At 38.2% G+C, this 11,837-nt stretch carries 10 protein-coding genes; all 10 read left to right on the forward strand.

Annotated features, from left to right (window positions below):
• The first annotated feature begins 245 nt into the window (after window positions 1–245).
• Window positions 246–3,464: a PL29 family lyase N-terminal domain-containing protein gene (locus BACINT_RS20940; protein ID WP_007667020.1), complete on the forward strand. Its 3,219-nt coding sequence runs from the start codon at window positions 246–248 to the stop codon at window positions 3,462–3,464.
• Window positions 3,465–4,006: 542 nt separating this feature from the next.
• On the forward strand, window positions 4,007–4,309 hold the full coding sequence (locus tag BACINT_RS20945; protein WP_007667026.1) for an STAS-like domain-containing protein: 303 nt from the start codon (window positions 4,007–4,009) through the stop codon (window positions 4,307–4,309).
• Window positions 4,310–4,602: 293 nt separating this feature from the next.
• On the forward strand, window positions 4,603–4,956 hold the full coding sequence (locus BACINT_RS20950; protein ID WP_007667031.1) for a type II toxin-antitoxin system RelE/ParE family toxin: 354 nt from the start codon (window positions 4,603–4,605) through the stop codon (window positions 4,954–4,956).
• Window positions 4,953–5,243, forward strand: coding sequence for a helix-turn-helix domain-containing protein (locus tag BACINT_RS20955; RefSeq protein ID WP_007667035.1), 291 nt, complete (start codon window positions 4,953–4,955; stop codon window positions 5,241–5,243). Before BACINT_RS20950 ends, BACINT_RS20955 begins: the two co-directional genes overlap by 4 nt.
• Before the next feature lie 266 nt (window positions 5,244–5,509).
• Complete coding sequence (locus tag BACINT_RS20960) at window positions 5,510–6,463, forward strand: tyrosine-type recombinase/integrase (protein ID WP_007667038.1); 954 nt, start codon at window positions 5,510–5,512, stop codon at window positions 6,461–6,463.
• Between the two features lie 417 nt (window positions 6,464–6,880).
• Window positions 6,881–9,355 carry a PL29 family lyase N-terminal domain-containing protein gene (locus tag BACINT_RS20965; RefSeq protein WP_007667040.1) on the forward strand — a complete coding sequence of 825 codons (2,475 nt, stop codon included), beginning with the start codon at window positions 6,881–6,883 and terminating at the stop codon, window positions 9,353–9,355.
• Window positions 9,356–9,619: 264 nt separating this feature from the next.
• A complete protein-coding gene (locus BACINT_RS20970; protein WP_007667046.1) occupies window positions 9,620–9,883 on the forward strand; it encodes a DUF3791 domain-containing protein in 264 nt (87 codons plus the stop codon).
• Window positions 9,880–10,398, forward strand: coding sequence for a DUF3990 domain-containing protein (locus BACINT_RS20975; protein ID WP_007667049.1), 519 nt, complete (start codon window positions 9,880–9,882; stop codon window positions 10,396–10,398). The genes BACINT_RS20970 and BACINT_RS20975 overlap by 4 nt, the downstream gene beginning before the upstream one ends.
• Window positions 10,395–10,607 carry a DUF3791 domain-containing protein gene (locus BACINT_RS20980; protein WP_007667054.1) on the forward strand — a complete coding sequence of 71 codons (213 nt, stop codon included), beginning with the start codon at window positions 10,395–10,397 and terminating at the stop codon, window positions 10,605–10,607. The genes BACINT_RS20975 and BACINT_RS20980 overlap by 4 nt, the downstream gene beginning before the upstream one ends.
• A gap of 136 nt (window positions 10,608–10,743) precedes the next feature.
• Window positions 10,744–11,697, forward strand: a complete 954-nt coding sequence (locus BACINT_RS20985) for a tyrosine-type recombinase/integrase (protein WP_007667038.1) — start codon at window positions 10,744–10,746, stop codon at window positions 11,695–11,697.
• The last annotated feature ends 140 nt before the right edge of the window (window positions 11,698–11,837 follow it).

Below are 11,837 nucleotides of genomic sequence, written 5' to 3' on the forward strand. Positions count from 1 at the left end.
AAACCTCTTTGTTTTCTCTTTTTTTGCCAATGTCAACATTATCGCAGTATTCAAAATTTACAGAATATATCAATAGCTAATGGCTAAAAATTATGAGAAGTTACATTTCTTAGAAAAGGTTAAATCAATTATTTGATTTAGACTCTGTTACCTATAAAGTAACGGTTTTAAATAAGTGAGGTTTTACAAATGAATTTTTATTATTCTTTATTTTTTTAAATTTATAAATTTAAAGTTTTTTTATTATGAACAAAAAATTTCTAAGTGCAATCCTGTTTGGAGCTTTGATGATAGGTTCTACAGGAACGTTCACGTCTTGTAAGGACTACGATGACGACATCAAGGACTTGCAGGGGCAGATTGATGCCAACAAGACTGCAATTGACCAAATCAATGCTTTGATCAATAGCGGTTCTGTTATTACAGGCGTTGATAAAACAGACAAAGGGGTTACTGTTACTCTGAGTAATGGCAACAAATTTGAATTGACTAATGGTACTAATGGTAATAAGGGAGAGGATGGAAAACCTGGCTCTGTTGTCACTATTGGTGAAAATGGCAACTGGTTCATCGACAATGTTGACACTGGCAAACCATCTAGAGGAGCATCAGGTTCTGCCGGAACTAGCGCTTCTACCATTTACTATGTTCCAGGAACATCAGGCGATGAAAAAGGGGTTTGGGTAAAGGTTACAGTAGCAGCCGATGGTACCGAAACAAGAGAGGCTACAAGCAATACTTGGTTACCTGCAGGTACTATAACTGCTGTTGCTGATGACAATACTATTACATTGTTCAATGTGAGTGGTGTAGATGGCGGTAAAGTTGTACTGGCAAGAAGCAATAGTTTCTTGAGCTCCTTGAGCTACATGACAACTAATATCAATGAAGATTTGGGTAAAGTTGCATTCTTCCCTGTTATTGGTTATGACTACGCTTCTTGGGAAAACAGTCCTATTTATGAGCATAATTCAAGCAAGAAAGATACAAAGGAAGATGCTAAATACATTACGATGTATGAAGGTTGGTTGAACATGAACTATAAGGTTAATCCTGCCACTATATCAAAAGATGCATTTACTGTTCTAGGATTCGATCATGGAAAGGCCTATACAACCAGAGCTATTGCTCAAGAGTTAACTATTGGCACATGGGGGCTGAATGATGGTACCTTGTCTGTTCCTATCAAAGGTTTGCAGATGATGCACTATGGCAACCTCTTTGATGATCCATTGGTGAAGAATGGTGGTAAGGGTATTGAGCAAAAAGATAAGTTCGGAAACCAAGTTGATGAATTGGCTCTTCAGGTAAAGAATAGCAAGGAAAGTGCAGCTGCTGACGGTGTTGTTACTTCTGAGTACATCACAATGAAGCGTATGGTAGTTGAACAGGAAGATGTTATGATTGGTCTAAATAAAGATATCAATTTGGACAAAGCCGTGACATTAAACCGCGACTTACACCGTATGTATCAGCTTGCTTGGAGTGCAGATAAGAAGAATACTTATAAGGCGGATCTTGCTGTGAATATCAACGTTCCTTTCGATGGTATTACAGATTTGAGCGAATATCTTGAAGAATATGCTATCCGTATTCATACTAATACTGGATATGATAAAGGTAAAGGCATCAATGAACTTGATGGCAAGAATTCTGAGTGGCAAGCTACTTTGACAGAACTTGGATTTGACAAGCTTTCTTTGGAATATGCTATCGAACCTTATACAAAAGCTCAGGTAGACCAGAGTGAAGGTGCGGAAATATACGACAAAGAAGAAGTGATGAAGTATCTCGTATTGGACGGAAGCAAAATTTCATTCCATAAGGAAAATACAGCTTCTATTGGTCGTGAACCGATGATCAAGGTTTCATTATATGCAGGTGAAGGTGATAACAAATTATTGGTTATGACTAAGTTGCTGAAATTGAAAGTTGTTCGTAATATCCAGCAAGATAAGTTACCAATAGCACTGGATCATTTAAAAGATCAGATACTACCGTGTCAGCCATTTGATGGGGAAAATACTTTGGGTGGATATATTGATATGGATAAGGTATTCAATGCTTTGAACATGAGTAAGGAACAGTTTGTTAATACTTATATTCGTTTAGCTACTGACTGGTGGAATTATCAACGAGGAACACTCGTTATTAAGAAAGATGGCAAAATTCTTGATGCAGATCATGCTAATGCTGTTTATATGAATATTCAAAACGTAGAATGGTATGAAGATGGTACATACCAAAACAACAGATTGCCACTGTATATTAAACCTTATGCATTACCGGGTTTATATACCGTAGAAATCACATACGAAACTAAGTCTACTGAAGCTGCTTACAAACAGGTTGTCATTACAGATGAATTTAGGATTGATTATCCTGAAACTTCATTGACTTACAATCCTAATATGTGGAACGGCACTGAAAACATGCTGGTTTACGGTCATGCAACGAACAATAGTGACTATGACAACCCGCTTGTAATGGAAGGTTACCTTGAAAATGGCTTCACTAAGTACACTGGTTCTTCTTGTCCGAAAGCTACTTCTACGTTGCATTTCGAAATTATCACAGATAATAGTACAGAAGGTCAATACAATAAGGCAAACTTCTATGCTGATGGTGCTTGGCGCGTAACAATCGCAGAAGTAACTGATGGTACAGGTGCTGTTAAGCATCAGATAAAATTGGATGATACATGGGATGCTACAGCCGGTAAATATGGTAACTTCAAGTATGCTAAGATGGTAAACAAGAACATTAAGGTTAGAGCTTACTCTATCTTCAATGGTATTCTTGACTGCCCGAACCATGATGCAACTACTCCTGTTTGTGGTACAGCGAAAGCACACAAAGCAGGCTGTGTAAACAATGCTACGAATAGCGCAATCTTTGATGTTAAGTTCGTTAATCCGGTTGCATTTGCTGATTACACTAACGACAAGTGGTATCTGATTGACAAAGCTCCGTCAACGACTGAATACGGTTATCAAGTTCCGTTGTACAGACTGTTTAGAATATATGATACTCACAAGTCTACAACTAACGGTATCATTTGGGAACCGACTCAGCAACAAGGCTGGTGGGAACAAGGTTCAAACAAGGATAAAGTTGGTGTAGGTCTGCGTACTTTGCACGGATTGAAGATCACTTACGTTGTTGACATCGCCAAGAATAAAGTATTGGCTGACGACGGTGTATTGACCAATGTACGTGTTGATGGTCTGTCTTTGCAGAATGGTAAGGTAGAGAGTGAAGGTCCTGGTATCCTTACTTGGGTTAACTCCGGTGATGCAGTTATCAGTGCACAACCAATCGTTGTTACCATTAAAGCTTACTATGGTTGGGCTCCTACGGATTATACTGAACACAATGTTACAGTACAGGTTTATCCGGCAGACAAGGAACGTCCGGCAACATTGCCGACTCCGGGTATTGTAACGGATGGAACAAAGTATTAATAACATACTGATTCTTTAAGAGTGGAAGAGGGTGTTCAAAACACACCCTCTTCTTATAAACAACATAACTACTCTGTGAAGAATAGTCCTTTTTTCACCATCGTGAAAAGTAAAATGTTGTTGTGTGAGGCTGTACCCAGTGGGAGACAGTCTCACTCTTTTTTATATAGATAATCGGAAGTGGATATATATTCGTTTATAATAGAATAGAATATAGGAACACTCGTTTTTTATTTCAAGCGTATAGTATATCTTTACTATCATAATTCCTGCTATTTAGATCGTTTTGAAATCAAACCTTCGGAAAATATACTTTATAATTGAATGTCGATTTTGCGGAGGAGATAAAGAGAAAGGATTGTGAAAGCGAACTTGTCATATACTCGGACGGAAAGAATTTATATTGGGGACAAGAAGGCAAGAAAGTGGAAGATAGCCCTTATTAGCAGGGTACTGTCATCATTCTTAAATTACGCTCTGACATCTGTATAGACCCAGATAAAGTAGTAGATTACATATCAAATAAATACTATCTTTGCAATATGAAAACGACAGTATTCAAATTTAGATCATTCGGTGAAAACCTTGGAGCCCGGGTTTTGGGTGAAAAGGTTCGTCAGGACTTGATAGCAACTATCGAATCCTCTGAGTGTGTGATTTTAGACTTTGAAGGAGTGAATGTTGTTTCCAATTCATTTGCAGATGAATGTATCGCAAAACTGATCCCTATTTTAGGGTTTAATAAGTTGAAGCAAAAAACTACTTTTAGAAATATAAATGACTTTGCACGAAAAAATGTTCTGATAGCCCTTCGACGGAGATTGTCCATAATATGTTCAGAATAACTTAATATAGGAAGAGGTGGTATTTTATGAATATCGCCTCTTTTTTCTTTTCCCCAAGCAAACCATTTTTAGGACTTTTCTATAAAGATACAACATGACGTGAGAGAACTTAAAAGCCATGTAATAAAACCAGATGAAGCAGAAAAGACACAGATGTATTGCTGTGACTGGAGGAAGGAATCTTGCCTTACTGTCAATTTACCTATTTTGCGTGAATGTTAAACACAATGCAATATTGAAAAAAGTATCTTGTTTTCCTTGCATACATGTAACTTATAAATTACCTTTGCTCTATGAAAGTTAGAGAAGTAGTAACATATAAAGGCTATTTTGATGAGTTTTTCAAGCAACAACCGCAAAAGGTTCGTGATAAAATCATCAAAGTATTAGATATTATCGAGCAGATAGACCGAATACCCTTGACATACCTAAAATACATTGAGGGGACTAATGGGTTATTTGAGGTTCGTGTACAGCTTGGCAATAATATATTTCGTATCTTTTGTTTCTTCGATGGTAACAAGTTGGTAGTTCTATTAAGTGGCTTTCAAAAAAAGACCCAAAAGACACCCTCCGAAGAAATAAAAAGAGCTGAACGCCTGATGACTGATTATTACGAAGAAAAAGGAAAGGAGACATTCAAATGAATACAAAGACATTAGATCAGATTAAAGATGAATATTACGGTGAAGTCGGGATGCCGGAACGGGATCGGCTCGAACGAGAACTTGTGGCTTTGCGCATCGGTTTCAAAATACGAAGTGCCAGAGAGAAGTTGGATTTGACACAGGCGGAACTTGCAAGTCGTATTGACAAGAAACGAACATTCATATCAAAAGTCGAAAATGATGGAGAGAATATTACTCTCAAAACATTGTTTGATATTGTAGAGCGTGGACTTGGTGGTAAACTTAACATTGAGGTTCAGCTATAATATTTTAATTTTAAAAAGGTAACGCTTCCACTAACAATGGGAGCGTTCCTTTTTTGTTTAGACATTTCCCTTGCTTTTCTCGCATTCGTATTTTCGCTTTTCTTCTTGGGGATGAAACCTTGTAGGCTTAAAATGCAAGATTGCTTAAATGGGCTGAAATCCACCTAACTCTAAATGCCATTTTCCCTTCTCTATAAAGAGCAGAATTTCATATTCATGCTCATTTTATATATATTGCACGATGAAATTATATAAATTATTTAGGAATGAATAGAAATGAAGTTACTTTACAGAAGATGTTCTCAATAATAATTGAGGAACTTCGCGAAAACAGCCGATGGGGAACAGCGCATATCTATCAGGCTACGTCAAATGCCTTTTCTGCATTTGTAAACAATCAAGAACTGCCCTTACGTAAATTAAATTCCGCAATACTGAAGCGGTTTGAGAACCATCTGAGGCAGCGGAACTGTAGTTGGAATACGGTTTCTACCTACATAAAAACAATACGCTCTGTCTACCACAGAGCTGTTGATATGAAATGCGCCCGGTATATACCAAGACTGTTTGAACACGTTTATACGGGTACGCGTGCGGATAGAAAGAAATCATTGGAAACATCGGATATAAGCTACCTGGTTCGTCAAACGGAAATGAGCATACAAGAAACAAATTATTTATCTCAAAATCAGCAGACAAAGGTATTCTTCGTTCTTATGTTTATGCTGCGTGGCATTCCGTTTGTCGACCTGGCCTACCTGCACAAGAGAGATCTGCAGGGCAATGTATTGTCTTACCGTCGTCGTAAAACCGGACGGGCTTTGACGGTGATGCTTACCCCTGAGGTAATGCAGTTGGTGCGTCTGGTAGCTGATAGGAATATGGATTCACCTTATCTGTTTCCTATTCTACAGAGTGAGGAAGGTTCAGAGGCTGCATACCGGGAATACCAGTCTGCTTTGAGAGGCTTTAACCGGCGCTTGTCTACTCTAAAACAATCTATTGGAATGAAGTCTGCTCTCAGTACTTATGCCGCCCGACATACCTGGGCTACAATGGCTTATCACTGTGAAATTCATCCCGGAATCATCTCGGAAGCAATGGGACATTCGTCCATTGCAGTTACAGAAACTTATCTGAAGCCTTTTAGTAATAAGAAGATAGATGAAGCTAATCGGATAGTAATTTCTTTTGTAAAAAGTGGCGGATATTTAGTATAAAAGGTGTAATTCCTCTTTATAATATAGCTTAGTATTGTCACATAATATTTAGTTTCTTCAAGGAGTGCTTTGAGGAAGGGAAAGACTTGACTTTATACAAAATACCCTAATTTTTATAATGTAATAATAATCAATATGTTATACTTTTATTGACTCCTCTTTTCTTCTTCAAATTCTCCTTTCCTTCATTTTTCAATGTCTCCTTTTAGGAACTGCTTTTTTCTCTCATATATTCATACTGCTACATTTTCTCATCTCCCACCAAACAGCCTTCCTATGGCCATAATTCCTTGAATGTTAACGGATTTAACGAGATTTTATTACCTATAAAGTAACGGTTTTAAGAAGGTGAGGTTTTACAAATGAATTTTTATTATTCTTTATTTTTTTAAATTTATAAATTTAAAGTTTTTTATTATGAACAAAAAATTTCTAAGTGCAATCCTGTTCGGGGCTTTAATGATAGGCTCTACAGGAACGTTTACGTCTTGTAAGGACTACGACGATGACATTAGTAACTTGCAGGGACAAATTGATGCCAATAAATCTGCTATTACAGAGCTGCAAAGCCAAATTAATAGTGGTGAGTGGGTTGCAGGCGTTACTTCTACTGCTGACGGAATCATTGTGAAGTTAGGTAATGGTAAAGAATACTCCATTACTAATGGTAAAGATGGCGCTAATGGCTCAAACGGTGCGGATGGACAAAATGGCATCAGTCCTAAAATAACTGTAGCAGATGGTTATATTAAGGTAAGCTATGACAATGGTACAACCTATACCAACTTAATCGCTCTTTCTGAATTGAAAGGTGAACAAGGTGGTCAAGGTGAAAAAGGTGAAGATGGAATCACTCCAACTTTCTCTGTTGGTTCCGATGGACATCTGTATGTACAATACGGTGATGACACCACTACTAAAAAAGATTTAGGAATCTCTATCAGTGGTATCTATTACGTGGAAGATGGTGTTACGGTGAAAATCTATATGCCGAAGAAGACTGGTGATACCATTGCTTATGATACTTTGGTATTACCAAGAACAGCTGCAATTACTAGTGTTGAAGCTGTAGGTGCTCAGAGTTGGTTTAGCTGGGATGATAACTCTTCAAAAACGATAACACTTTCTTATGGTAAGAATGAGCAAGGCAAAGCCATTGAATTCAATGGAAAATCTTATGCAAAAGATGCCCTTCTTTCATCTGCTAAATCTATCGTAATAGCTCAAGTGAATCCTACAATGGCTGATGCCAGTTTATACAATTTCTATTTGACGGATTCTAAAGGAAATTCAAATTATGTGATCTCTTCAGTAGAAGCAAATCAGAGTGTAGATCCTATCACGCGCGCTGATGCGACTCCTAATAAGGGATTGTATAATATGACTGTTGGATTCAAGGAAGGGGTAAGCTATGATGATATCTCTAACTCGAATTCAGGTATTGCTTATGCAATTGCAACTAAGGACGCTTATGGTAATGAAATACTTTCTAAATATGACGTAAAAGTTTCTACCTCGAGAGGAACTACAAACTTGTATACAAATACTGCTCAAGTTGAAATAGGTAAAGCAGAAGCTTTAGATCAGTATATTTGGGGGAATAATATAATCGATTACTATTTCACAATAGAAAAAGATCAAACTGCCAACAAAGAAGCTACAGGTGCTGAACTGAATGGAAATACTATCAGTGGCAAGAAGGCTGGATATTTGTATGTTACTGTTCATTATTTAACAAGTACAGGCGAACACAAGTCTGATAAAACCATTAGGGTAGGATTTGTACCAGCTGGTACGGAAGCTGATTTGGCTGATGTTATTTGGACTATGACAGCTGCTGCAAACAAGAAGACAGTTTCTGTGGATGCAACTGCATTAGCTGATTATTTGACAGTAGGCGCTTCACGTTCATTTAGTATTAAATATGCTACTGATAGTGATGCGGATAAGTATGGTGTTATTGAAGGTATTACAGGACCTAACTTTAGCAGTGAAATAGATGAGTTTGGTTACACTAAGTGGAAAGCAAGTTTCATATTTGATGAGACGCTAGTTGCCCCTACTACTTATATCGGAACTATACATTTCAATGGAAACGGTTCTACTAGGCCTGAAAAAGATGTAACAGTTAAGATCGTGGTAAATGCTGCTACAACATTCGACTTCAAGCCTTTGGATGCTTACTTCAATACTGCTAAGACTGAAGCAACTGCTTACGGTACAGCCAATGGCACTAACATTACTTATGATCTGTTTGAACTGTTCAATATTGGAAATGCAGATAAAGTAAATGTACGGTTCGCAGAGAAAGTTCCGGCAGCTTATACAGAAGGTGGTGTTCAATATACTGCTAATCCATGGCTGAGTAACGCTTCTGTTTCTGCTATTACTGTTGATAAAGCAGGAGTTAATACAACCAATCATACATTTGGTGGAGCATACTATGCTCGTGAGATCACTGCATCTTATATTCCGTTTGGTAATTCTAAGGTTGAACCAATTAAGTTTGCATTTAACTTGACTATCAAGTCTGAAATCTTTGAAGGTGAACTTAAATATACAGGTAAGACCAAAGAAGTTAACGGTGGTACGAATGCTACATTAAAATTGTCTGAAATTTCTTCAAAAGATGTATTTGGAAAGACTTATAACGTATTAACTGACACACGTGTGAATAAACATATAGTTAAGCTGGCTGATGCAAATGCTCAGGAATATCTAAGTCTTGATAAGACTGAGTTTAGTAGTACAACTGATATAATTACGATTTCTAAGAAGTCTTCAAGCACTGCTATTGTAACTCCGCCGACATGCAAAGTACAGCTTATCGTAGTTGACGAGTGGGGTAAGAGTTTAAGTAGTACTGATATTCTTGTAACAGTTACTAAGTAGTAGCATTAATTTGAATACAACTACTTTGTGAAGAATAGTCCTTCTTTTTCACTATCGTGAAAAGTAAAATGTTGTTGTGTGAGGCTGTATCCAGTGGGAGACAGCCTCACTCTTTTTATATGAGTTATTTGAAGCAAATGCATTTTTTAGTTTTATTTGTTTATCGGAGAAAATTGCCGAAGAAAATTACTTTTTGTTCAGCAGAATTGGATAAGTCTAATTAGTAAACATTATATTTGCAATTTAAGAAAGGAGATAAGAAGTATGACAAGTATGCAACGAATGACTGACGAACAACTGCGAATGATATTCGCTGCTTCGTGTATCGAAGCAGCTGCCCGTCGCAAAGGTATATCTGCCACTGAGATGTACCGCCGTATGACACGTGTTGGCATGATAGAGGAGTACATTCTCCCCTATTATGATCTACTACACACTCAAAGCCGTGAATATATAACCGATACCACCCTTGAAACCTTGCATAACTGGGAAGCAGCCGGAAAAACAAAGAAAGGAGGTAGACTATGAGCATCCTCGTCTATCATGGTGCAGCCGACACTGTGAGAAAGCCACTGGCATCCTACGGACGTCCTGATCTTGACTTTGGGCAGGGTTTCTATGTTACCACCCTCCGATGTCAGGCCGAACGTTGGGCACAAATTGTCAACTTACGTTTGTTACGAGGTACTCCCTGTCTCAACATCTATGAGATAGATATAGAACGTATCCACCAGGCCTATCGCTGCCTGCATTTCGAAACCTATAATCGTGACTGGCTCGACTTCATCGTACACAGTCGCAAAGGGCTGAGACCTTGGCAGGAATACGACTTTGTAGAAGGAGGCGTAGCAAACGATCGTGTAGTAGATACAGTGGAAAGTTATATAGCGGGAACTATGCCTGCTGAAATAGCTCTTGAACAGCTAGCACAACATCAGCCCAATAACCAGATGTGCCTGCTCAACCAGCACCTCATCGACGAATGCCTGCACTTCAAAGAATGTCTGTCCTTAAGTATCGTACAGAAAGGAGGTAGGTTATGATAAGCGACCTTCTCCTCTGGAACAAAATAGGACGTATCATCGTATTATTGGGTGAACGCCTCAATATCTCTTCCGAACGCGCCCTCGGCATCTTCTATGAGTCCGAGACTTGCGGACGACTGCACGATCCGGAAACGGGACTATATCTAATGGGCGACCTGTATATCGTAAACGATGTAATTAGAGAATTGCAGGATAAGATGGGATAGGACAATAAAAAGTTTCCTCCTTTTTTCTTTTTCCCAAAAACAAGCCGTTTTTTGCGTTTTTCTATAAAGAGTGTAATTTCATATTCATGTTCATTTTATATATATTGCACGGTGAAATTATATAAATTATTTAGGAATGAATAGAAATGAAGTTACTTTACAGAAGATGTTCTCAATAATAATTGAGGAACTTCGCGAAAACAGCCGATGGGGAACAGCGCATATCTATCAGGCTACGTCAAATGCCTTTTCTGCATTTGTAAACAATCAAGAACTGCCCTTACGTAAATTAAATTCCGCAATACTGAAGCGGTTTGAGAACCATCTGAGGCAGCGGAACTGTAGTTGGAATACGGTTTCTACCTACATAAAAACAATACGCTCTGTCTACCACAGAGCTGTTGATATGAAATGCGCCCGGTATATACCAAGACTGTTTGAACACGTTTATACGGGTACGCGTGCGGATAGAAAGAAATCATTGGAAACATCGGATATAAGCTACCTGGTTCGTCAAACGGAAATGAGCATACAAGAAACAAATTATTTATCTCAAAATCAGCAGACAAAGGTATTCTTCGTTCTTATGTTTATGCTGCGTGGCATTCCGTTTGTCGACCTGGCCTACCTGCACAAGAGAGATCTGCAGGGCAATGTATTGTCTTACCGTCGTCGTAAAACCGGACGGGCTTTGACGGTGATGCTTACCCCTGAGGTAATGCAGTTGGTGCGTCTGGTAGCTGATAGGAATATGGATTCACCTTATCTGTTTCCTATTCTACAGAGTGAGGAAGGTTCAGAGGCTGCATACCGGGAATACCAGTCTGCTTTGAGAGGCTTTAACCGGCGCTTGTCTACTCTAAAACAATCTATTGGAATGAAGTCTGCTCTCAGTACTTATGCCGCCCGACATACCTGGGCTACAATGGCTTATCACTGTGAAATTCATCCCGGAATCATCTCGGAAGCAATGGGACATTCGTCCATTGCAGTTACAGAAACTTATCTGAAGCCTTTTAGTAATAAGAAGATAGATGAAGCTAATCGGATAGTAATTTCTTTTGTAAAAAGTGGCGGATATTTAGTATAAAAGGTGTAATTCCTCTTTATAATATAGCTTAGTATTGTCACATAATATTTAGATTCTTCAAGGAGTGCTTTGAGGAAGGGAAAGACTTGACTTTACAGAAAAGGTTGTATTTTTTATAATAATATAATAATCAATATATT

The organism is Bacteroides intestinalis DSM 17393 (genome assembly GCF_000172175.1).
Lineage (GTDB): Bacteria > Bacteroidota > Bacteroidia > Bacteroidales > Bacteroidaceae > Bacteroides > Bacteroides intestinalis.

Excerpts from the sequence above, each read along its gene's own strand:
- BACINT_RS20940 (WP_007667020.1), top strand. The coding sequence starts at position 246 with ATGAACAAAAAATTTCTAAGTGCAATCCTGTTTGGAGCTTTGATGATA.
- BACINT_RS20945 (WP_007667026.1), top strand. The coding sequence starts at position 4,007 with ATGAAAACGACAGTATTCAAATTTAGATCATTCGGTGAAAACCTTGGA.
- BACINT_RS20950 (WP_007667031.1), top strand. The coding sequence starts at position 4,603 with ATGAAAGTTAGAGAAGTAGTAACATATAAAGGCTATTTTGATGAGTTT.
- BACINT_RS20955 (WP_007667035.1), top strand. The coding sequence starts at position 4,953 with ATGAATACAAAGACATTAGATCAGATTAAAGATGAATATTACGGTGAA.
- BACINT_RS20960 (WP_007667038.1), top strand. The coding sequence starts at position 5,510 with ATGAATAGAAATGAAGTTACTTTACAGAAGATGTTCTCAATAATAATT.
- BACINT_RS20965 (WP_007667040.1), top strand. The coding sequence starts at position 6,881 with ATGAACAAAAAATTTCTAAGTGCAATCCTGTTCGGGGCTTTAATGATA.
- BACINT_RS20970 (WP_007667046.1), top strand. The coding sequence starts at position 9,620 with ATGACAAGTATGCAACGAATGACTGACGAACAACTGCGAATGATATTC.
- BACINT_RS20975 (WP_007667049.1), top strand. The coding sequence starts at position 9,880 with ATGAGCATCCTCGTCTATCATGGTGCAGCCGACACTGTGAGAAAGCCA.
- BACINT_RS20980 (WP_007667054.1), top strand. The coding sequence starts at position 10,395 with ATGATAAGCGACCTTCTCCTCTGGAACAAAATAGGACGTATCATCGTA.
- BACINT_RS20985 (WP_007667038.1), top strand. The coding sequence starts at position 10,744 with ATGAATAGAAATGAAGTTACTTTACAGAAGATGTTCTCAATAATAATT.